The following is a 21,682-nucleotide window of genomic DNA, read 5'->3' as shown; positions in this document are numbered from 1 at the left end:
CGCTTAAAACCTACTCCGCCGCCAGGGCCAGCGGCGCGTTGCGCCACACGGGCGGACGCGGCGCGGGCAGGCCGGTGTCGGCAAGGCACGAGGCGCGCAGCTCGTCCAGCGACGGACCACGGTCGAACACCTCCAGCGGGCCGCGCTCGGACCGGATCTTGGCCCGCAGGGCCTCGGTGGCCGTCGCATCGACCTTGCCGGCGCCGTCCAGCACCACGCCGTAGCGCTTGGCGCCTTCGGCGCTGACCAGGCCGCGCGCGACCTCCAGCTCGACCAGCTCGACCTCGCGTTCCAGCGGGTCGCCCCAGCCGCCGCCGCCCCAGGTGACGAAGTGCAGCAGGTCGCCCTTGTCGACCTGGATGCCGTCGCATTTGGAGGGCAGGGCGATGCTCTCGCCATTGGCCTTGTCCAGGCGTTTCCAGGAACGCGCTCCAGGCGCGCCGCCGTTGACGCCCCAAGGCGGCACGAACCAGCGGTCGTCGTGGATGGCGATCGTGCCGGCTTCCGTGAACTTGTAGGTCATGTGGATGCCGTTGCCGCCCCGGAAGCGCCCGGCGCCGCCGCTGTCGGCCACGCTGGCGTAGCGCTCGATGACCATCGGGAAGTAGCGTTCCAGGAACTCGTTCGGAACGTTGGTGAAGCCCGGCCACAGCGAGTGGCCGTCGGCGCCGTCGCCGAACGGACGGCCCGGAATGCCGCCGAAGCCGATCTGGAACAGCTGGAACCACTCGCCCTTGCCGTCGAAGCCCGAGAACATCAGGTGCGGCGAGCTCGAGAAGCCGGCGGCGCACAGGAATTCCGGGGTCTTCTGGCCCAGCAGCGCGCCCAGCACGTCGAAGATGCGGCCCAGAGCGTGCGTGCGGCAGGACAGGGCGGCCGGGAACTTCGGCTTCAGCAGGCTGCCTTCCGGGATCCGCACGTCGACCAGGTCGTAGAAGCCGTCGTTGAACAGGATCTGCGGGTCGAAGACCATGATCATGTAGATGCCGAAGAACATCTTGAACATGTTCTCGTTCAGCAGGAAGTTGATCGAGCTTTCCGACTGCGGATCGGTGCCGTCGAAGTCGAGCACCACCTTGCCGCCCTCGCGCCACATGGTGCACTTGATCTTGAACGGACCAGCGCCCTTGCCGTCGTCGCAGATGTAGTCCTCGAACGACACCGGCTGTTCGCCGATCGCGGTCGAGATCAGGTGGGCCATGGCGCGATGGTTTCGGGCCAGAAGCTCGGTCAGGGCCGAGTTGAAGACGTCGTCGCCGAAGCGTTCGCAGATCTCGACCACCCGGCGGCCGGCCACGCGGCACGAGGCGACGATGGCGTGCAGGTCGGCCTTGAACCACTCGGGCATGCGCGACTGGTGGGCGGCGATGCGGACGATGTCGCTCTGCAGCTCGCCCTTGCGATACAGCTTCACCGGCGGCAGGCGGAAGCCTTCCTCGAAGATCGAGTTGGCGTCGGTGGGCAGCGAGCCGGGCACCTTGCCGCCGACATCGGTCATGTGGCCGAACATCGCCGACCAGGCGATCAGCCGGCCGTCGCGGAAGATCGGCGCGATGCACAGCTGGTCCGAGGTGTGGCTGATCGCGCCCTCGACCGAATAGGGGTCGTTGACGAGGATGATGTCGCCTTCCTCGATCTCGCCGTCATAGCCCTTGAGGAAGCCGTCGATGAACGAGCCGAACTGGCCCACCACCATGCGGCCGTCGCGGTCGGCGATCAGCGGGAAGGCGTCGCCCTGCTCGCGGATGCCGGGCGACAGCGCGGTGCGGAACAGGGTGGCGTCCATCTCGACGCGGGCGTTGCGCAGGGCGTTCTCGATGATGTCGAGCGTCACCGGATCGACGGCGACCTTGCCGAAGGGCGTGGAATTGGTTTCCAGGATGCGCGCGGGCATGGCTCAGGATTCCTTGGCAGGGTTGATCAGGATGACGCCGTAGACGTCGACGACGGCTTCGCAGTCGGGCAGCACCAGGGTGGTCGAATCCATCTCGGTGATGATCGCCGGACCCGTGATGCGGTCGCCGGCGCGGAGCTTGGAGCGGTCATAGATGGCGGCCGGCTTCATGCCGCCGTCGGCCCAGACCTCGTGGTCGCGGATCTTGGCGCGCGAGGGATCGCCGTCGCCCTTTTCGATCTCGAGCGTCGGGATTTCCTGGACCTTGCCCACGGCTACGGCGCGCAGGTTCACGAACTCATGCTCGGCGTCCATGTTGAACGTGAACAGTCGGCGGTGCTCTTCGTCGAAGGCCGCCGCCAGACGGGCCAGGCCGCCAGCGTTCAGCATGTCCAGGGTCACGACCATCGGCACTTCGAAGGCCTGGCCGTGATAGCGGATGTCGATCTCGAAGCTGGTTTCGATCTCGGCGTCGGCGACGCCGTCGGCCTTCAGGGTGGCGCGGATCTGCGCGTCCATCTCGTTAAAGAACGACAGCACCTCGGTCTCGGTCGCCGCCGAAATCCGCTTGGAATAGGAGCGGGCGGTCTCGGTGCGCATGCGGGTCGTGGCGTCGCCCAGGGCGCACAGCACGCCCGGCGAGACCGGCGATACGGCCGGCCACGAGCCCATCAGCTTGGCCACGGCGTTGACGTGCAGGGGGCCGGCGCCGCCGAAGCCCATCAGGGCGAAGTCGCGCGGGTCGTAGCCCTGCTGCACCGAGATCATGCGCAGCGCGCCGAACATGTTCTCGTTGACGATGTCGATGATGCCGCGGGCGGCTTCGTAGAGGTCGATGCCCAGGGCGTCGGCGATGGTCTGCACCGCCGTGCGGGCCGCTTCGCGATCCAGCTTGAAGGCGCCGCCCAGCAGGTCTTCGGGCAGATAGCCGAGCACGACGTTGGCGTCGGTGACGGTGGGGGCGGTGCCGCCCTTGCCGTAGGCGGCCGGACCCGGCGCGGCGCCGGCCGACTCGGGGCCGACGCGCAGGGCGCGGGTCAGTTCCGGCACCTTGGCGATCGAGCCGCCGCCGGCGCCGACCGTCTTCACGTCCAGCGACGAGGCGCGGACGGTGAGGTGGCCGACGTCGGTGGTGCGCACGCGGCGCGGCTCGCCGTTTTCGATCAGGGCCACGTCGGTCGAGGTGCCGCCGACGTCGAGGGTCAGGATGTTCTTCAGGCCCGAGTTGCGGGCCACCCACAGGGCGCCGGTGACGCCGCCAGCGGGACCCGACATCAGCAAGCTGACGGGGTGCTCTTCCGACTTCTCCGACGACATCAGGCCGCCGTCCGAGCGCAGCAGGGCGATGCGGCCCTGCATGTCGAGGCCCCGCAGCTTGTCGCGCAGATTCTTGACGTACTTGGAGACGACCGGGCGGACCGAGGCGTTGGCGACGGTGGTCAGGGTGCGCTCGTATTCCTGCATCTCCGGCAGGACCTCGTGCGACAGCGAGACCAGCACGCCCGGCAGGATCTCGGCGGCCAGTTCGGCCACGCGGCGCTCGTGCGAGCCGTTGAGGTAGGCGTTCATCAGGGCGATGGTCACCGCCTCGACGCCGTGGTCCTTCAGCTTGGTGAGCTGGGCGCGGGCGTCGGCCTCGTCGAGCGGGCGGATCTCCTTGCCGGCCGCGTCGATGCGGCCCTTGATCTCGACCGTGTCTTCCAGCTTCGCCAGCGGCTCAGGCTTGGGCCAGATGATCCAGGCGGCCAGACCGCCCGGCACCAGCGAGCGGGCGATCTGCATCACCTGGTGGTAGCCCTCGGTGGTCACCAGGCCGACGCGGGCGCCCTTGCCCTCGAGCACGGCGTTGGTGGCCACGGTGGTGCCGTGCAGGAAGACGTCGACGTCCGAAGGCTTGACCCCGGCCTTTTCGCAGACCGCGTTGACGCCGGTCATCACGCCGACCGAGCTGTCATGCGGGGTCGACGGCGTCTTGTGCCGCCAGAAGTCGCCCGTCGCCTCGTTCAGCAACAGCAGGTCGGTGAAGGTCCCGCCTACGTCCACGCCCAATCGGTAAGCCATCGTCAGCCTCTTTGCTGGCGCGCCATCATCCCCCCAGGGCGGCGGCGCGACGCCTATTCGGGCGACATTCCCCCGATCGGGCGGCGCGCGCCGGATCGGGGGAGGGGTTTCACCGCTGTGCGGGCGCCGCCCGTCGAACCGTCAGAACTTCACGGCGAGCTCCACGCCCCAGGTCGCGCCGGCGGCGGGCGAAACGAAGCTGCCGCCGAACTCCGGCGCCGGGATCACCTCGGCGGCGTAGTCCTCGTCGAGCACGTTCTTGCCGAAGGCTGTCAGGCTCCAGGCGTCGGCCTCGACCCCGGCCCGCAGGTCCAGGGTGGTGTAGGCGTCGCGGCGGGACTTGGCGTAGTTGGCCCGTCCCAGCGCGCCGTAGCTCAGCTCGAAGACGGTCGGGTTGTCCTGGCCCTGCACGACGTGGAACCAGGTCGCTCCCGTGCCGCGCACGTCGGCCCGCAGGTGCAGCGACAGGTTCTGCGGCAGCGGGTGGGTGTAGTCCGCCGCCAGGTTCCAGGTGTAGCGCGGCGTGTAGGGCGACTCGTTGCCGACGGTGTCGGGCCGCACGCTGTTCTTGCGGATCTTGCTGTCGGTATAGGCGCCCGAGGCTTCGAGGATCAGGTTCGAGCTGGCCTTGAACCGCAGGCCCAGCTCCGCGCCCTTGATCCGCACCTCGTCGATGTTCGACACCACGCGCAGCAGGCCGAACGGGCCGACGAAGAACTCGAAGAACTGCATGTCGTCGACGTCGGTGTGATAGGCGGCGGCGTCCACGGTCAGGCGGCCGTCCAGCATCCGGCCCTTGGCCCCGATCTCGAAGCTGCTGGAGACTTCCTTGTCGAAGTCGTCGCGGATGGTCACCGGCTTGTAGCCGGCCGCCGTGCGCACCGGGTTGATGAACAGGTTCACCGTCGCGGCGCTGCCCTGGCTGTTGAAGCCGCCCGACTTGAAGCCCACGCCCCAGTCGCCATAGAGCGTCCAGTCGGGGCTGGCCTTCCAGCGCAGGGCGATCTTGGGCTGAAGCTGGTCGTAGGTCTTCTTCTGGTCCTTGATGCCGCCGGGATTGATCGTCGCGTCCAGGCCGGGGTTCAGGGCCGCGCCGCCGGTGTAGGCCGGGCCGTCGAAGTCGATGTATTTGGTGCGCGCGGTGGTCGGGACGAGATTGTGGACCTTGCGCTCCTCGCGGTCGTAGCGCAGGGCCAGCGAGCCTTCGAGGCCGGGCGCGAAGTCGTAGGCCAACTGGCCGAACACCGCGGCCACGTCGCTCTTGAAGTCGTCCCAATAGAGCTGCTCGGTCGAATAGACCGAGGACGAGGGCACGTAGAGGGCGCGCGGAACCGCGCCGCCGCCGTCCAGGCCCGTGGCGACGCCCACCTCGCGGTCGATGTGCAGGGCGTAGGCGCCGACCATCCAGCGCAGGGCCTGGTCGGAGCGCGAGGTCAGGCGCAACTCGCCCGACAGGTCGCTCTGGTCGCGCTTCTGGTACTGGTAGCCGTCGCAGGTGGTGGGCGTGTAGGGGCCGAAGAACGAACCGGCGGCCGTCGTGCCCAGATACTGCGGCGAGGGCAGGGTGACGCCCTTGGCGTTCAGCGCCGCGATCGAGGCCGCGCAACTGGCGCTGGCGTTGAAGAAGCCGAACGAGGCCGACGTGCCGTCGGCGACCAGGTCGTTGTCGATGTCGGAATAGAGCGTCCAGGCCGTCAGGGTCGCGAAGCCCAGGTCGCGCTCCAGCTTGGCCGACACCTCGAAGGCCTCCTGCCGGTTGGTGTGCTGTACGTTGTTCTGGAAGACGAAGTCGTGGTCGTTGACGTCCTCGTAATAGGACGGTGTGGACAGCACCGAGGCGAACGAGGGCAGGGCGAAGACGGCGTTGTAGGCGATCGAGCCGGCGGTCAGCCGGCCGTAACGGGCCTTGAGGTCGAGCTTGGTCTTCTCGTCCAGGCGCGCCACCAGGCGGCCGTTCAGATTGTAGCCGCGGAAGCGGTCGACGGCGCCGTCGCTGAACTGGCTGTCGTAGAAGCCGTCGGTGCGTCGCCAGTCGGCCGACAGGTTGCCGGCCAGCTTGTCGGTGAGGGGGCCGGCCACCCGCAGGTCGCCGGCGTAGCTCTTGCGGTTGCCGGCGCTGAGCTTGGCCGAGCCTTCGAACTCGTCGCCCGGCTCGACCGTCGAGACGATGATCGCCCCGGCGGCGGCGTTGCGGCCGTAGACCGCGCCCTGCGGACCCTTCACCACCTCGATCTGGCGCAGGTCGGAGAATTCGCGATTGAAGGCGGCCGGATTGGCCATCTGCACGCCGTCGACGACGAAGGCGAACGAGGCCTGGGCGTCGCGGGCGCCGTTGACGCCGCGGATGTTGACCTGGGCGTCGCCTTGCTCCGCGGCCTGCACCAGGCTGACGCCCGGCGTCAGGGCGACGAAGTCGGCGGCGCGGGCGACGCCGGCGGCTTCCAGCGTCCCCTGGCTCAGGGCCGAGACGGCGGCGGGCACGTCGCGCAGGTTCTCGGCCCGCTGGCGGGCGGTGACCACCACCTCGTCGACGGCGGTGTCCTGGGCGGACGCGGCGCCGGCCCAGGCCAGGGCCAGCAGCGATACGCCGGCGCAGGCGGCGAGTGTTCCAGCAGTTTTCATTGATCGGCTCCCCTCGTTGATCGCAGGAGCTTGCGCCGCGTACCGGCGTTCGCTGCGCGGCCGCGCGGGCTCCCCGCCTGTCGGGCGCCGGGGGCGGGGCGCTGGTTTCGAAGGCGCCGCCGCGCATGCTCGCGCGCCATGCCTGCCCGTGTCGCGGGCGTCGAGGAACACGCGTCATGACCACCCGCATCGAGATCGTCGAAGTGTCGCCTCGCGACGGGCTGCAGAACGAGAAGACGATGGTCTCGGCGACCGACAAGGCCGCCCTGGTGCTCAAGGCCGTCGAGGCCGGCGCCCGCCGTGTCGAGGCGGTCAGCTTCGTCAATCCGCGCGCCGTGCCGCAGATGGCCGACGCCGACGAGGTGATGGCTCGGCTGCGCGGCCAGCAGGATCTGCGCTCGCGCGGCGTGTCGCTGATCGGCCTCGTGCTGAACCGCCGGGGCCTGGACCGCGCCATCGCGGCCGATGTCGACGAGGTCAATTTCGTGGTGGTGGCCAGCGAGACCTTCAACGCCCGCAACCAGGGCGTCCCGGTCTTCGAGACCCTGCGGCAGATCTCAGAGGCGCCCGAGGTCGCGCGCCAGGCGGGACTGAAGCTGGGCGTCACTATCGCGGCGGCCTTCGGCTGTCCGTTCGAGGGCGAGGTGGCGGTCGAGCAGGTGGCGCGGATCGCCGCCGAACTGGCGAGCTTCGGCGTCACCGAGATCACCCTGGCCGACACCATCGGCGTGGGCGACCCTCTGGCGGTCGAGACCCGCTTCGGCGCCGTCCGCGCCGTGGCGCCCGGCGCGGTGTTGCGCGCCCACTTCCACAACACCCGCAACACGGGCCTGGCCAACGCCTTCGCCGCCTGGCGCGCGGGCGTGGCCAGCCTCGACGCCTCGATCGGCGGCATCGGCGGCTGCCCCTTCGCCCCGGCGGCGACAGGCAACGTCCCGACCGAGGACCTGGCCTACATGTTCGCGCGGATGGGCGTTGCGACGGGGCTCGACCTGCCGTCGCTGATCGACACGGCGGGCTGGCTGAAGGATGTGCTGGGCGCGCCGGCGCTGCCGGGGATGGTGTCGAAGGCGGGCGGATTTCCCGCCTGATCCTTCTCCCCTTGCGGGAGAAGGTGGCGTCCGAAGGACGTCGGATGAGGGGTCTCTCAAAAGTAAAACGCCGCGACGGGCCTTTCGGCTGTCGCGGCGTTTCAGGTCTGTGCGACCCCTCATCCGTCGGCTGACGCCGACACCTTCTCCCACAAGGGGAGAAGGATCAGTACTTCAGGCTCACCGCCACGCTGGCTCCACCAGCGCCGACGTCCACCGCTGAGTCCTCGAACTTCGGCGGGCCGAACCTCGCCTTGGGATCGCGCGACAGGCCGACGCCGTCGGCGGGCAGGCCCAGGGCAGTCTTCTTCATCACCCCGTCGCCGTCCTCGTCGTGGAAGGCCAGGAACGACCACTGGCCGGGCGGCAGGTTGGCGATCTTGGCGGTCACCGCGCCGGAGGCGGCGGGGACCTTCACGTTGTAGGGGCAGGTCTTCAGGAAGGTGGCCTTGTCGCAGGCCGAGACCACGATCTGGCCCTTGGCGCTGCTGACCCCGGAGACGCGAACCTCCACGGAAGCCGCGTTTGCGGCTCCCGTGGCGGCCAGCGCGGCGACGAGGGCGAGGATGCTCGTTCTCACGCTCTTCACCGGACTACTCCGCGGCCGTGGCGGCGGCGCCGTGGCGCTGCTTCAGGGCTTCCTGCCGCACCCGGTCGCCGTCGACCAGCGGCACGGTCTTCAGCAGGAAGTCCTTGGCCAGCTTGGGGTTGGCGCGGTCGGGCGAGGGGATGACCATCGCCCGCTTGCCCTGGATGTCGCGCTCCATGGCGTCGACGTCCAGCGCCCAGCCCTTCTCGATCAGCTCGCGGCGCTTGTTGCGCCAGGCCACCATGATGCCGTCCGACTTCACGCTGACTTCCTCGTGCAGATAGACGGGCAGCAGCTCCGGGCAGACCTTCTCCATGATCACGCGGTCCTGCTCGAAGATCCGCAGGGTGCGGCGGCGGCTGTCGCCGTCCCAGATCTTCTGGGTCAGGAAGTTGCGGGCCATGATCCAGCGGGTGATCGTGGTGGTCTCGTCGATCGGCGTGTTGACGTCGAAGATCACCGTCGACCAGGTCGGGGTCGGGCGGATCTGGATCCGCACGTGGGCGCCCGAGACGTGGAAGCCGTTGCGCACGGTGACCATGCTGCGCTTGGCCTTGCGGAAGAACTTCCACATGCCCTTGTACTCGGGCGGCACGAACTTCAGCTCGGCATAGGCCGAGTACTCGTCCTGCTCGAGGGTGAACTCGTGGACCTGCGGGGCTTCCTTGTCGCCGAAGCTCGGGTGGACGAAGGCCGCGTGCGAGGGGTCGATGCCGTTCTCGGTGATGCGGGCGTAGTTGGCCTTCCACTCGTAGGTGCCGCGGATGCAGCGCCAGGACGGATCGTCGAACTCGGGGAAGGGCGGCAGGGGCGGGCGCTCGGCCTCGGGCAGGTCGCCCATGAACACCCAGATCATCCCGTACTTCTCCTGCACGGGATAGGAGTCGATCTTGGCGCGCGGGGGGATCTTGGCGTCCGGCTCCTGCGACGGGATCTTCACGCACTTGCCGCCGCCGTTGAAGCGCCAGCCGTGATAGGGGCACTCGATGGCGTCATCCACGACCATGCCGCTGCCCAGCGACGCGCCGCGGTGGATGCAGACGTCCGACAGGCAGCTGACCTTGCCCTTGGAGTCGCGGAACACCACGAACTCCAGGCCCAGCATCTTCACCCGCTTGTGGCCGCCGTTGGGAATTTCGTCGCTGTAGTCGGCCACGTACCATTGGTTCTTGATCATGGCGTCTTCTCCGGCTGCGGGGCGGGGGTGAGCCCGCGGAGGATGAGGTTGGGTATCTTGGTGTCGTCCCAGTCGTCGAGATCCACGCCGTCGCGCAGGATAACCAGTTTCTGGGACGGCACGATCCAGAGGCGTCGCTTGCCCCAGCCGTCGAGGAAGATGGCGTCTTCCGCGGCGATCGGTTCGGCCGACTTGCTGCTCTTGTCGGGGCGCTCGGGGGTATAGATGCGGTCGGCCGCGTAGGGGCGGCCGCGCCAGATCTGGAAGCCGTAGCCCGGATTGGCCTTGCCCGGCGCGCTCATTGCCGCGACGTACGAGGCTGGCAGCACCTCGCGACCCTCGAACGAGCCGCCATTGGCCAGCATGATCCCGACGCGCATCCAGTCCTGCACCTGCGAGACCAGGCAGCAGTCGCCGTGGGCGAGGCCCCCTTCCTTGGCCAGCCACAGCTGGCCGTCATGCATGGCCAGGGGACGGAACAGCTTTTCCGACATGTAGTCGGCGAAGGTCCTGCCGGTGGCCCGCTCGACGATGACGCTCAGCGCCACCGGGTCGGGGTTGTGATGGCCGAACACCGTGCCCGGCGGGTGGGTCGCCTTCAGGGCCAGGTTGTCCTTGGCCAGGTCCGGCGACAGGAAGGTGCGGATGGTGCTGGACCACGGCGCGTAGGAATAGTCCGGCGCCGCAAGGCCCGACGACATCTGCAAGAGGTCGCGGATGGTGATCTTCGAGCGCTCGTCGCCGCGCCACTCGGTGATGAAGTCGGCGGCCGGCTGGTCGACCGACTTGATCTTGCCGTCGGCGATGGCGGCCCCGACCAGCATGCCGGTCAGGGTCTTGGTGAAGGAGTGGGCCTTCATCCGGCTTTCGGGACCGACGCCGTTCCAGTAGCGCTCGTAGACGATCGCCCCGTCCTTGACGACGATCAGGGCGTCGGACTTGCGGACCCCGGCGTAGTCGGCGGCGGCGGCCAGTGCGGCGGGATCGATCCCGGCCGCCTGCGGCGTCGTCTTCGGCAGGGCCTTGTCCGGCGCGCCCTTGACGACGGCGACCGGCTTGTACCAGTCGATCGGCGGCTCCAGCGGATTGACGGTCAGGGCGCGGAAATAGCGGCTCCAGTAGAGCGGCGCCGACGCATAGGTCGCCGCGCCCGCCAGGACGACGACGCCGAGGCCCGCCAGCAGGATCTTGCGCTTCTTGCCCATCAGGCCGCCTTCGCTTCCACGATCGACGTCACGCCGAACGGAATGTCGAGCTGAACGCTGGCGACGGTCTCGCCGCTGTCCAGCGCGATCTTGGCCAGCTGGCCCGAGAAGAAGTCGCCGGCCCAGAAGTGGGCGCCGTCTTCGGCGGCGCGCAGGAACGACCAGCCGCGGCCTTCCGGCACGGCGTAGGCGCGGACCACCGAGCCGTCCTGGGCCACGCGGCGCACTTCATTGCCGCAGCTGACCAGCACGTCGTCGTTCGGGGCGGTCGCCAGGCCGAACACCATGCCCGGGGGATCGGTGCGGACATAGAGCGGCGACAGCTGGGCGTCGGCCTCGATGTCGTAGCGGAAGACGGTGTTTCCGGTCTCGGAGACGTAGGCCACGGTCTTGCCGTCCGACAGAAGGGTAAGGTGCGTGACGCCCAGGAAGCCCATCACGCCGCCATGATACTCGGGGCGATAGAAGCGCACGATGCGGCCGTCGGCGTCGAAGCGCACCAGGCGGCCTTCGCCGGTGAACGGCGGGGCCAGGCCCGAGAGGTGCTCGCCGGCCAGGGCGCCGCCGTCGGGCAGGAACACCATGGAGCCCAGGCCTCGACCGGGGAGAAGCGAGGCCTGGCCGGGAACGCGGCGTCCGTCGGCGTCGATGCGGGTGACGTTGCGGGCGAAGGGGTCGAGGGCGTTTAGCTCGCCGGTGCGGGGATTCACCGCCAGGCCCGAAACCATGCCGAAGTCGCCCGTGTGCAGCGCGGCCTTCACCTGAAGGTCCGGGCCCAGCAGCAGGATGCGCGACAGGCCCAGCTTGAGCTGGTGGTCGGTGACCGTGGTCGCGGCCACCCAGAGGTCTCCCGCCTGGGGTTTGACGGGAAGAGAGAGGGGGTCGCCGAACATGAAGGTCTCCGGGTGCCATCAGTCCCGCGGTTGGCGGGATGCTCGGAGGTTTTCAAAAAGGGACCGACCGGTCAATTTTCTATTCGGCGATATCCGCCTGACGAGTAGTCGCGACCTCGACGCCCGTCTGATAGCGGCCCATCACGTGGTCGAGCATGCCTGCGACCTTATCCCAAGCTGCGTCGTCGTGAAGATCAAAGCCGAAGAAGTTGGGCTCGAACTTGGCGCGCATGCCGATGTAGGAGACGGCCGACAGCATGGTCATGGCCACGGCCAGCAGCTCCTTGTCCTCGCTGCGCTGGCCGATGAACAGCCGCTCGTACTCTTCCCATATGCGGATGCGCACGGCGGTGACGGCGTCGCGCAGTTCGGGCGGCCCGGCGAATTCGCCGGCCATGATGGTGGCGACGGCGGGGTGGGCGCGCAGGGTCGAGGCGTAGGCCCGCACCAGCATGCGCAGGCGCTCCATGGCCGGGCGCTGGTGAAAGACCTCCAGCGACTCGTCGATCATGTCGGTCAGGCGGGGCCAGACGCCCGTGCGACGCACCCAGGCGTCGGCCACGCCCCCCAGTCCGCCGAAATAGTCATAGATTTGTTTCTTGCCGACGCCCGCTTCCTTGATTAGGGCGTTCACACCCGCGTCGTGGACGCTTCCGCGCTCCATCAGACGCCCAAAAGCCTCCACGATCGCTGCTTCAGTGGCGATCCGACGTGATTGTCGAGGCTTGGGCGCGGCGGCGATCTCTGACAGCATGGCTTACTTTCCTGAACTCCTATCCGATGGACGGACAAACGCTTTATCGCAAGACCTGTATTGGTCCGGCTCCATCATCTTGACCGGCGGGGAACAGTCGCGGGGAACGCGGCGGGGTGTGGTCAAGATTTGAAGAGGGGAGTCATGACCAAGTCGGCGATGAATATCTACTGCGCGAGCGCGAGCGCTCTTACGCTTTTGATTTGCGCGGGGCAAGCCGTCGCGCAAACGACGACTTCAGAAGAGCCAACGGTGATTGGTGAAATCACCGTCACGGCGCGGAATAAGTCGGAATCTCTGCAAGACGTTCCGATCACCATCAACGCGGTGTCGGCCGAGACGATCGAACGTCGCAACATTTCTGATATCTCGCGGGTGGCCCAGTCCACCTCGGGCCTAACCTTTGACCAGGGTCTGACGCCTAGCGACACGCGTCCGGCCATTCGTGGGGTGCAAGCCGTTCGGGGCCGTCCGAACGTCGCCATCCTGGTGGACGGCATCGACACGTCGTCGGAAGCCTTCGCCACCGCCGGTGGCGGTGCGCTGGCGTCCTTGCGCTTCGTCGACGCCGAGCGGATCGAAGTGGTGAAGGGCCCGCAGAGCGTGCTCTACGGCCGTTCGGCCTTCTCCGGCGCGATCAACTACATCTCCAAGCGTCCGAACCTCAGCGAGTTCGAAGGCAAGGCCAGTCTCGAGGCCGGCAGCTTCGGCCTCAAGGAAGGCAAGGCCTCGCTGAGCGGTCCGCTGGTCCAGGACAAGCTGGCGCTCAGCCTGAACGTCGGCGCCTGGGAAACCGACGGCCAGTACAAGAACAGCGTCAGCGGCGCCCGCGTCGGCGGCGGCGAGTCCAAGGGCGCTGCTCTTGGCCTGCTGATCAAGCCGACCGAGAACCTGACGGTCTTCGCCCGCGTGCAGCACTCGCACGAGGAATACGACCAGATGGCCCGGGCCTACATCACCGCGGTCAACCCGGCGACCGGCACGGCCAACACCGCCAATCTCGGCGTGGCCGTCACCGATCCGAGCAACAATCGGCCGGGCTTCACCGTGAAGGGCGATCTCAGCGACGCCGCCGTCGTCAAGAGCCGGACGGTGTCCTACTCGCTGGATCCGCGCACGGGTAAGGACTTCTCGGGCACGGTCACCGACGCGACCCGCGCTTCGTTCGACATCAACTACGAAAGCGACTGGGGCACGTTCACCTCGCTGACGGGCATCACCCGCGGCGAGACCACCCAGATCCAGGACTTCGACAACTCCAACAACAGCCTGACGGGCAACGTCCTGCCGCTCTATGCCGGCATGGCGCCGTTCTACGGCTCGCTCTACCAGTATCTGGGCTTCCTGCGGGCCTACGGTCTCAACTACTCGACCGTGGCGCCGACCGGCGGCCTGCCGGCCATCGGCTTCTCGGTGATGCTGGACGACGACTTCGACACCAAGCAGCAGAGCCAGACGCTGCGGTGGAGCAAGAACTTCGGCAAGCTGCGCACCTCGCTGGAAGGCCTGTACTTCCACGAGCAAGCCAGCCAGATCAACAAGGACCAGTTCTGGATGCGCGAGGGTTCCGACCCGCGCCTGACCATCCTGACGGCGCTCTTCATGGGCGGCGGGGCCACCGCGACCGGCGCCTTCCAGGCGCCGACCACCACGGCCAAGGCCACGGCGGACTATCCTCTGAAGATCTCGCGTGAGACGGACTCGCTGTCCTGGGCCGGCAGCGTCGAATACGACGTCACCGACGCCCTGACCGTGCGTTTCGACGGTCGCTACATCGAGGAACGGGTCGCCTATCGCGGCAGCCCGTACCAGCCGATGTACTATCGCCTGTTCGGCGTCCAGCTGGTCTGCCTGGCTCAGCTGGGTTGCACCTCCGGTCCGGCCGGCACCGCCACCGTGCGGGCCGCCCAGCTCGCCAAGACCACCCAGATCGACAAGAAGACCGTCCGAGCCGACGCCTTCACGCCGAACTTCGTGGTCAACTACAAGCTCTCGTCGCGCAACTCGGTCTATGCGTCGTACGGCGAAGGCTTCAAGCCGGGCGGCGTCGACACCACCGGCACCAGCGGCAGCGTCGACTCCACCTTCAAGCCGGAAAAGCTGCAAAGCTTCGAAATCGGCTCGAAGAACGTGTTCCTCGGCGGCGACCTGGTTCTGAACGGCGCCATCTTCTTCAACCGCTACAAGAACCAGCAGATCGGCACGACCAAGGTTCTGGGCGGCACCTCGGTGCCGTCGGTCGAGAACGCCGGCGAAAGCGAAAGCAAGGGCTTCGACCTGACCAGTGACTGGCGGGCGACGAACTGGCTGACGCTCAGCGGCAACTACACCTACACCGACGCCGAGTTCACCGACTACAAGGTCCCGACCCCCGGCTACTTCGACCGGATCGAGTCCACCGGCGGCGACTACACCGGCAAGGCGGTGCCGCTGACGCCCAAGCACAGCTTGAACGTCTCGGCCCTGCTGACCGGCGACCTGCCGGTCGGCGCCGGCTGGACCTGGACGACCGAACTGAGCGGCCGCTACCAGTCCAAGCGCTACATGACCCAGAACAACCTGACCTGGCTGCCGAGCTACTTCGTCTCGGATCTGCGGGCTGGGATCACCGACGGGTCCTGGGGCGTCGATCTGGCGGTGACCAACCTGTTCGACGACGACACGCCGAAGAACGCCATCGCGGCGACCGACTTCGGCTTCTTCGACCTGAACAACAATACCCCGCCGCGCTCCTACGTCGTCAGCCTGCCTGACAAGCGCGCCGCCTCGATCCGCATCAGCAAGACCTTCTGATCCTGCTGATCGTGTGAACTGCCAAGGCCCGGCGCGCTTGCGCGCCGGGCCTTTTCCTTGCCCCCAAGCTTTCCTGGAGTTCCCCCAAATGGCGAAGGCCAAAGATCCCGAGCGCTTCGGCATAGTGGCGATCGAGCTGGGCGTAAGCGCCGGCAACATGTGGACCGCGCTCTACGCCTCCTTCGTCAATATCGGCCTGGCCACGACCGTGGCGATCATGACGCCCTACGTGCTCAGCGCCAATCTGGGCGTGCCGCTCGATCGCCAGGGCTCGGCCCTGGGGATCCTGAACCTCGTCAACGAGGTGGCGCTGCTGTTCGTGTTCGGCCTGGCCGGGGCCCTAGCCGACCGCGTTGGGCGCCGGGCGGTCTACGCCATCGGCTTCCTGGCCACGGCGGCCGGCTATCTGCTCTATCCGCTGGCCACCAGCCTGTGGGACCTGTCGCTGTACAAGGTGGTCTACGCCGTCGGCATCGGGGCGACGACGGGCATGCTGTCGACCATCCTGGCCGACTACGTGAAGGCGCGCGACCGCGGCAAGATCGTCGCCCTGTCGGGCGTGCTCAACGGCCTGGGCGTGGTGGTTCTGGCGCTCGCCATCGGCAAGCTTCCCTCGATCTTCGTCGCCGACGGCATGGGCGAGAAGGCCGCCGGCCAGGCCGCCCTGGCGATCGCCGCGGTGATGTGCGTGATCTCGGCCGCTGTCATGTGGTTTGGCCTCAAGCCCGGTGTGGCGACGCGCACCGTCGAGCGTCCCAAGCTCTCGGCCCAGCTGGGCGTGGGCGTGGCGGCCGCCAAGGCCAATCCGCGCATCGTCCTGGCCTACGCCTCGGCCTTCGTTGCCCGGGGCGACCTGGCCATCGTCGGCGCCTACGCCATCGCCTGGGGCAAGAAGGCGGCGCTGGAGAACGGCGCCTCGCTGGCCGACGCCCTCGACCAGGGCCGCATCCCGTTCATCGTCGCCCAGTCGGCGGCCCTGCTGTGGCCCGTGGTCGTGGCCCTGATGATCGACAAGGCCCACCGTCTGACGGCTCTTGCCGCCTGCATGCTGCTGGGCGGCGTCGGCTATCTGGCGACGATGTTCATCGACGATCCGCTGAGCAAGGCGGCCATGCCGCTGTTCGTGCTGCTGGGCGTTGGCCAGATCAGCGCCTTCATCGGCTCGCAGGCCCTGATCGGCAAGGAAGCGCCGGAGGAGGGCCGCGGCGCCGTCATCGGCTTCTTCAACCTGTGCGGCGCGTTCGGCATCCTGGTGCTGGGCACTGTCGGCGGCGTGCTGTTCGACGTCGTCGGCCCGGCCTCGCCGTTCGTGCTGGTGGGCATCCTCAACGCGATCGTCGGCTTCGGCTGCATCTACCTGCGTCTGAAGGAAGCCAAGGCGCCGGCAGCCGAGGCGGCTTAAGCGGCATTCGCTGAAAACACCGATCTCCCCCGCGAAGGCGGGGGTCCAAGCCGAGTCGGGTGAGATGCGTCGCGTCCTGACGATACGCTCAGCTTGGATCCCCGCCTTCGCGGGGATGCTCGGATTTTGGGGCGCTAGGAGGCTTTCTTGGTCTTGGCTGGGGTCTTCGTCGCTGGCTTCTTCGCCGGCGCCTTGCCCCCCAGGCTCTTGCGCAGCGCCTCCATCAGGTCGACCACGTTGGTGTCCTCGGGCGGAGCGGCCGAGACCTTGGCCTTGCCGCCCTTTTCCTTGCGCTTGATCAGCTCGCGCAGGGCGTCCTCGTAGCGGTCCTTGAAGGCCTCGGGTTCGAACAGGCCGTCCTGCTGCTCGATGATCTTGCGGGCGATGGCGATCATCGAGGCGTCGGCCTTCTTGGCCGGGATATCGTCGAACAGGTCGGCCGGATCGCGCACCTCGTCGAAGGACCGCAGCGACCAGGCGACCAGGCCCTTGCCGCGCGGCTCGATGGCCAGCAACCGCTCGCGGGTGTGCATGACCACGCGGCCCAGGGCGATGCGCCTGGCGCCCGCCATGGCGTCGCGGATCACCGAATAGGCCTCGACCGCCAGCTTGCCGTCCGGAACCAGGAAATACGGGTTGTCCCAGTACAGCCGGTCGATGTCGGCCATATCGACGAAGCGCTCGATGTCGATGGTGCGGGTGCTTTCCAGCCGCACGCTCTCGATCTCCTCGGGCGTGACGATGACGTAGCGGTCCTTCTCGACCTCGTATCCCTTCACCAGGTCCGACCGCTCGACGGGCCCGAGGTCCGGGTCCGTCGCCACCATCTTGATGCGGTTGTGGGTCTTGGGGTGCAGCAGGTTGAACCGCACCTCGCCGCCGGGATTGGTGGCGGTGTAGAGCGCCACCGGGCAGGTCACTAGCGAGAGCCGCAGGTGGCCCTGCCAGGTGGGGCGGGCGGCCATGCTACTTCTTGGCTCCGACCAGGGCGGCCTTCTTGACCGCCACGACCGGCGGATCCTCCTCGGGGACTTCAGTGTTGGCCGCCTCGGCCACAGGCGGACGCCCCTTCAGGGCGGCCACGAAGTCGTCACGCCAGGCGGTGACGTCCTGGCGGGTGACGTTGTCCATCAAGGCCTCCCAGCGCCGCTTGCGCTCGCCTTCGTCCATGGCGAGCGCCCGGCTCAGCGCGTCGGAGATTTCCTCCGGGCTGTTGGGATTGATGATCAGCGCCTCCTTCATCTGCCGCGCGGCGCCGGCGAAGCGCGACAGGATCAGCACGCCCGGATCGTCGGGGTTCTGCGAGGCGACATATTCCTTGGCCACCAGGTTCATGCCGTCGCGCAGGGGCGTGACCAGCGCCGCCCTGGCTGCGCGATAGACCCCCGCCAGCTCGTCGCGCCGGTAGGAGCGGTTGAGATAGCGGATCGGCGTGAAATCCATCTCGGCATAGGCGCCGTTGATCCGGCCGATCAGGCCGTCCAGGCGATGGCGGATGTCCTGGTAGGCCTCGACCTCGTCGCGCGAGATCGGCGCGATCTGCAGCAGCATGACCTCGTTTCGCGCGTCCTCGTTGTCGTGCAGGAAGCGCTCGAAGCCGATCAGGCGCTCTTCCAGGCCCTTGGAGTAGTCGAGGCGATCGACGCCCACGACCATCTTGCGGAACACGCTGTGGGCCGCCATCCGGTCATAGACCCGCATGGCCCGCGAGCTCTTGGTGATGCGGGCGAAGTCCTCGGCGTCGATGCCGATCGGGAAGGCCCCGGCCTCGGTCACCTGGCCGAAGGCGCGCAGCCGCCCGTCCTCGGTCTTCTCGCCGCCGACCTCGTTGAGCACATAGCCCTCGAAGGCCTGCAGGCTTTCCTCGGTCTGGAAGCCGATCAGGTCGTAGTGGAACATCGCCTCCACCAGCGGCCGGTGGCGGGGCAGGGTGACCACCAGCTGGTGGGCCGGCCAGGGGATGTGCAGGAAGAAGCCGATGCGGTTGGTCACGCCCAGTCGCCGCAGCTCCCGCGCCATCGGGATCAGGTGGTAGTCGTGCACCCAGATGATGTCGTCCGGCTCGATCAGCGGGCGCAGGGTCTCGGCGAAACGCTTGTTGACCCGGTCGTAGCCCTCGCCGAACGAGCGGTCGTAGGCGGTCAGGTCGACGCGGTAGTGGAACAGCGGCCACAGCGTCTTGTTGGCGTAGCCGTTATAGTACTCTTGGTAGTCGCCTTCCTCGAGGTCGACCGTGGCCACGGTCACGCCCTCGATGCGCTGCATCGACAGCTGGCCGGTGAACTCCGGCGTGGTCTTGCCGCTCCAGCCGAACCAGATACCGGAATATTCGCGCAGGGCCGCGGCCAGGGCCATGGCCAGGCCCCCGACGCTTTCCTCACCCTTGCCGGACGGCGGATTGACGCGGTTCGAAACGACGATCAGGCGGCTCATCGGGCTGCCTCGCTGGTCGTGACGGCCTGGGCTGCGGCGTCCAGCCAGGCGTGAACGGCCTGCGGGCCGTCCAGGCGATAGGTGGCGGCGGTGGGGCGCTCGGCCCCGACCAGCACGCCGAAGCCGCCCAGGCGGCGGGCGGCCTCGAAGCCGTCCTCGTCGGTCAGGTCGTCGCCGACGAAGATCGGCGCGGCGCCATGGAAGGCCGGTTCGCGCAGCAGGGCGGCGACCGACGAGCCCTTGTCCTGGCCGGGCGTGCGCAGCTCGGCGACCATGTCGCCCAGTTGCAGCACGAGGCCGGTCTGGCGCGCCAGGCGCTCGGCCGCTTCGACCACGGCGTCGGCGGCCGAGGGCGTGTTGCGGTAGTGCAGGGCGAGACTCAGGTGCTTGTCCTCGAGCAGCAGGCCGCGATCGCAGCGGGCCAGATCGCCCAGCACGTCGCGGGCCGCGGCCAGGCCCTCGTGGGGCTCGGACCGCCAGGCGCCGGCGGGCGTGCGGCGTTCCAGCCCGTGCACGGCGGCCAGATAGGCCACGCCGTCCTGGCCGAGGATGCGGGAAAGATCGTCCAGCGAGCGGCCGCTGACCACGGCCACGCGGTCGTTCAAGGCCGTGCGCAGGCGCGCCAGCAGGGCCGCGCGCGCGGCGTCGGGACCGACGTCGTCCGGACGCGGCATGATGGGGGCGAGTGTTCCGTCGAGGTCGAGGAACAAGGCGGCGTTACTGGGAAACTTGATGGGCGGCGGCGGAAGATCCGACGGCGCAAGCCGAGCGGCAGACCCGTACACGGTCATGCAGTTAGGCCCCTTTCACTATGGAACTAGGCGCCAACAACGCATCCGCGGCCGGTTTCGATCCCCTGCACGGTCCAGCTGTGCGTCACGTTTCGCTCACCAAAACGTGCGCCCTGCTGGGTTGACGCTCCGTCAGCGGACGGAAGTCCACGGCCGGCTGAGCAGGGCGGCGCAGTTGATCAGCCCCACCAGCGAATAGGTCTGCGGGTAGTTGCCCCACAGCTCGCCGTCCTCGAAACCGATGTCCTCCGACAGCAGGCCGGCGGCCGTTCGGCGGTCGAGCATCTCCTGGAACAGGCCCCGGGCCTCCTCGATGCGGCCCTCCAGATAGAGGGCCTCGATCAGCCAGAAGGTGCAGATGTTGAAGGCCGTCTGCGGCGTGCCGAAGTCGTCGGGCAGGGCGTAGCGCAGCAGGTAGCTGCCCTTGCGCAGCCCCGCCTCGATGGCCGCCACCGTGGCCTTGTTGCGCGGGTCGTCGGCGGCGATGTAGCGCAGGTCCACGAGCTGCAGCAGGCTGGCGTCCAGTTCCTCGCCGCCGAAAGTGGCCGCGAACCGGCCCAGGGTCTCGTTCCAGGCCTGGCTGTCGATGGCGCCCCGCACCTTCGCCGCGCGCTCGTTCCAGAAGGCGGCGCGATCGGCCAGGCCCAGCTTGTCGGCGACGTTGCCTAGGCGGTCGCAGGCGGCCCAGCACATCACCGAGGAATAGGTGTGAACATTGGCCCGGCCGCGGAACTCCCACAGGCTGGCGTCGGGCTGGTCGTGCAGCTGGAAGGCCCGCTCGCCCACCGGCTCCAGGGCCTTGAAGTCGTCGACGGTGGCCGGCCGCAGCAGGCGCTCGTCGAAGAAGGCCTGGGTCGAGGACAGCACGATCTGGCCGTAGACGTCGTGCTGCTGGTGCTCGAAGGCCTGGTTGCCGATCCGCACCGGCCCCATGCCGCGATAGCCGGCCAGATCCGGGGCGAAGCGCTCGATCAGCGCCGGCTCGTAGCCCACACCGAACAGCGGCTGGATGTGGCCGCCGGCCGCCCGGTCGACGATGTTGCGCAGGTAGGAGAGGTAGTTCTCCAGGATGTCGACCGCCCCCAGGCGGTTGAGGGCCTGGACCACGTAGTAGGCGTCGCGCAGCCAGCAGTAGCGGTAGTCCCAGTTGCGGCCGCTGTTGGCGTGCTCGGGCACCGAGGTGGTCATGGCCGCGACGATCGCGCCGGTCTCCTCGTGGGTGCAGAGCTTCAGGGTGATGGCCGCGCGGATCACCGCCGACTGCCAGTCGAGCGGCACGGCGAGACCCCGCACCCAGTTCAGCCAATAGTCCTCGGTCTGTTGCAGCATGCGGGCGCAGGTGGCCCCGACGTCGGCGTCGAAGCCCTCGTCGGCCCCGAGGAACATGGCGATCGGCCGCTCGATGCGGAACGTGCGTTCTTCCAGGATGTGCGAGACCGGGCAATCCGTCGTCAGCCGGATCGTCATGTCCGAGCAAAGATAGCGGATGTGGTTGGAGCCGTTGGTGTGCTCGGCCAGGCGGCCGCCCCAGCTGGCCGTTGGCCGCAGGCGGATGGTGGCGCGGCACACCCCGCTCAGCGGCCGCACCAGCCGGATGAAGGCGGTGGGACGATAGATGCGGCTGAACTGCTGGAAGCGCGGCGCGAAGTCGATGATCTCCAGGCTCGCCCCGTCGGCGTCGGTGATCACCGTGCGCAGGATCGGGGTGTTGCGCAGATAGGCCTGCTCAACGCTCGTCGCGCCGTCCACGACCACGTCCCATAGCCCCTTGCCGCCCTCGAACGGCGACTCCAGGCCGCTGAGCAGGGTCGAGAACACCGGATCGGAGTCGACCCGAGGCATGCAGCCCCAGACGAACCGGCCGTCGCGGTCGATCAGGGCGTTCACGGCGCAGTTGCCGATCGGGAAGAGGTCGAGATTCTGGGGCATGGGATGCTCTTCTTGCTCTTGGGTACGCGGTGACTGGGGGACGCGAAG

Annotated in this window: 15 protein-coding genes; 3 read left to right on the top strand and 12 right to left on the bottom strand. The window is 68.2% G+C overall.

All coding sequences use genetic code 11. The features are described from left to right. Positions 1-10: 10 nt before the first annotated feature. The 3 genes from AC07N1_RS03555 to AC07N1_RS03545 all read right to left on the bottom strand — a co-directional run bounded on the left by AC07N1_RS03555 (position 11) and on the right by AC07N1_RS03545 (position 6,577). Entirely contained in the window at positions 11-1,894 is a 1,884-nt protein-coding gene (locus AC07N1_RS03555) for a hydantoinase B/oxoprolinase family protein (RefSeq protein ID WP_494670542.1), read from the bottom strand. A gap of 3 nt (positions 1,895-1,897) precedes the next feature. Beyond that, positions 1,898-3,955, bottom strand: a complete 2,058-nt coding sequence (locus AC07N1_RS03550) for a hydantoinase/oxoprolinase family protein (protein ID WP_494670541.1) — start codon at positions 3,953-3,955, stop codon at positions 1,898-1,900. A 141-nt stretch (positions 3,956-4,096) separates the two neighbouring features. After that, on the bottom strand, positions 4,097-6,577 hold the full coding sequence (locus AC07N1_RS03545; RefSeq protein ID WP_494670540.1) for a TonB-dependent receptor: 2,481 nt from the start codon (positions 6,575-6,577) through the stop codon (positions 4,097-4,099). A gap of 176 nt (positions 6,578-6,753) precedes the next feature. Between AC07N1_RS03545 and AC07N1_RS03540 the strand changes: the two genes are divergently transcribed. Continuing rightward, entirely contained in the window at positions 6,754-7,668 is a 915-nt protein-coding gene (locus AC07N1_RS03540; protein WP_494670539.1) for a hydroxymethylglutaryl-CoA lyase, read from the top strand. Positions 7,669-7,834: 166 nt separating this feature from the next. On the opposite strand, the gene AC07N1_RS03535 is transcribed toward AC07N1_RS03540, so the two are convergent. The 5 genes from AC07N1_RS03535 to AC07N1_RS03515 form a co-directional block, all read right to left on the bottom strand. Next, positions 7,835-8,257, bottom strand: a complete 423-nt coding sequence (locus AC07N1_RS03535; RefSeq protein ID WP_494670538.1) for a DUF2141 domain-containing protein — start codon at positions 8,255-8,257, stop codon at positions 7,835-7,837. Positions 8,258-8,261: 4 nt separating this feature from the next. Further along, positions 8,262-9,434, bottom strand: a complete 1,173-nt coding sequence (locus AC07N1_RS03530; protein ID WP_494670537.1) for an aromatic ring-hydroxylating dioxygenase subunit alpha — start codon at positions 9,432-9,434, stop codon at positions 8,262-8,264. Next, positions 9,431-10,639, bottom strand: coding sequence for a serine hydrolase domain-containing protein (locus AC07N1_RS03525; RefSeq protein WP_494670536.1), 1,209 nt, complete (start codon positions 10,637-10,639; stop codon positions 9,431-9,433). The genes AC07N1_RS03530 and AC07N1_RS03525 overlap by 4 nt, the downstream gene beginning before the upstream one ends. Beyond that, on the bottom strand, positions 10,639-11,532 hold the full coding sequence (locus AC07N1_RS03520; protein ID WP_494670535.1) for an SMP-30/gluconolactonase/LRE family protein: 894 nt from the start codon (positions 11,530-11,532) through the stop codon (positions 10,639-10,641). Before AC07N1_RS03520 ends, AC07N1_RS03525 begins: the two co-directional genes overlap by 1 nt. Positions 11,533-11,611: 79 nt before the next feature. Beyond that, complete coding sequence (locus AC07N1_RS03515; protein WP_494670534.1) at positions 11,612-12,166, bottom strand: TetR/AcrR family transcriptional regulator; 555 nt, start codon at positions 12,164-12,166, stop codon at positions 11,612-11,614. Between the two features lie 264 nt (positions 12,167-12,430). Between AC07N1_RS03515 and AC07N1_RS03510 the strand changes: the two genes are divergently transcribed. Then, positions 12,431-15,079, top strand: a complete 2,649-nt coding sequence (locus AC07N1_RS03510) for a TonB-dependent receptor (RefSeq protein ID WP_494670533.1) — start codon at positions 12,431-12,433, stop codon at positions 15,077-15,079. Between the two features lie 88 nt (positions 15,080-15,167). Next, positions 15,168-16,481 (top strand): MFS transporter, encoded by a 1,314-nt coding sequence (locus tag AC07N1_RS03505; RefSeq protein WP_494670532.1) that lies wholly within the window; start codon positions 15,168-15,170, stop codon positions 16,479-16,481. 134 nt (positions 16,482-16,615) lie between these two features. On the opposite strand, the gene ku is transcribed toward AC07N1_RS03505, so the two are convergent. The 4 genes from ku to AC07N1_RS03485 form a co-directional block, all read right to left on the bottom strand. Next, on the bottom strand, positions 16,616-17,446 hold the full coding sequence (gene ku / locus AC07N1_RS03500) for a non-homologous end joining protein Ku (protein ID WP_494670531.1): 831 nt from the start codon (positions 17,444-17,446) through the stop codon (positions 16,616-16,618). Position 17,447: 1 nt separating this feature from the next. After that, positions 17,448-18,914 (bottom strand): alpha,alpha-trehalose-phosphate synthase (UDP-forming), encoded by a 1,467-nt coding sequence (locus tag AC07N1_RS03495; RefSeq protein ID WP_494670530.1) that lies wholly within the window; start codon positions 18,912-18,914, stop codon positions 17,448-17,450. Next, the gene (otsB, locus tag AC07N1_RS03490) at positions 18,911-19,705 is read right to left on the bottom strand and encodes a trehalose-phosphatase (RefSeq protein WP_494670529.1); all 795 of its coding nucleotides are present in this window, start codon (positions 19,703-19,705) and stop codon (positions 18,911-18,913) included. The genes AC07N1_RS03495 and otsB overlap by 4 nt, the downstream gene beginning before the upstream one ends. Before the next feature lie 132 nt (positions 19,706-19,837). Then, a complete protein-coding gene (locus tag AC07N1_RS03485) occupies positions 19,838-21,634 on the bottom strand; it encodes a glycoside hydrolase family 15 protein (RefSeq protein WP_494670528.1) in 1,797 nt (598 codons plus the stop codon). Positions 21,635-21,682: the final 48 nt, after the last annotated feature.

This window comes from Caulobacter sp. GW821-FHT09B11 (assembly GCF_059418205.1).
This window is presented reverse-complemented; position numbering and strand designations above follow the sequence as displayed.

Excerpts from the sequence above, each read along its gene's own strand:
- AC07N1_RS03510 (WP_494670533.1), top strand. The coding sequence starts at position 12,431 with ATGACCAAGTCGGCGATGAATATCTACTGCGCGAGCGCGAGCGCTCTT.
- otsB (WP_494670529.1), bottom strand. The coding sequence starts at position 19,705 with ATGACCGTGTACGGGTCTGCCGCTCGGCTTGCGCCGTCGGATCTTCCG.
- AC07N1_RS03525 (WP_494670536.1), bottom strand. The coding sequence starts at position 10,639 with ATGGGCAAGAAGCGCAAGATCCTGCTGGCGGGCCTCGGCGTCGTCGTC.
- AC07N1_RS03545 (WP_494670540.1), bottom strand. The coding sequence starts at position 6,577 with ATGAAAACTGCTGGAACACTCGCCGCCTGCGCCGGCGTATCGCTGCTG.
- AC07N1_RS03495 (WP_494670530.1), bottom strand. The coding sequence starts at position 18,914 with ATGAGCCGCCTGATCGTCGTTTCGAACCGCGTCAATCCGCCGTCCGGC.
- AC07N1_RS03485 (WP_494670528.1), bottom strand. The coding sequence starts at position 21,634 with ATGCCCCAGAATCTCGACCTCTTCCCGATCGGCAACTGCGCCGTGAAC.
- ku (WP_494670531.1), bottom strand. The coding sequence starts at position 17,446 with ATGGCCGCCCGCCCCACCTGGCAGGGCCACCTGCGGCTCTCGCTAGTG.
- AC07N1_RS03520 (WP_494670535.1), bottom strand. The coding sequence starts at position 11,532 with ATGTTCGGCGACCCCCTCTCTCTTCCCGTCAAACCCCAGGCGGGAGAC.
- AC07N1_RS03505 (WP_494670532.1), top strand. The coding sequence starts at position 15,168 with ATGGCGAAGGCCAAAGATCCCGAGCGCTTCGGCATAGTGGCGATCGAG.
- AC07N1_RS03555 (WP_494670542.1), bottom strand. The coding sequence starts at position 1,894 with ATGCCCGCGCGCATCCTGGAAACCAATTCCACGCCCTTCGGCAAGGTC.
- AC07N1_RS03530 (WP_494670537.1), bottom strand. The coding sequence starts at position 9,434 with ATGATCAAGAACCAATGGTACGTGGCCGACTACAGCGACGAAATTCCC.
- AC07N1_RS03540 (WP_494670539.1), top strand. The coding sequence starts at position 6,754 with ATGACCACCCGCATCGAGATCGTCGAAGTGTCGCCTCGCGACGGGCTG.
- AC07N1_RS03550 (WP_494670541.1), bottom strand. The coding sequence starts at position 3,955 with ATGGCTTACCGATTGGGCGTGGACGTAGGCGGGACCTTCACCGACCTG.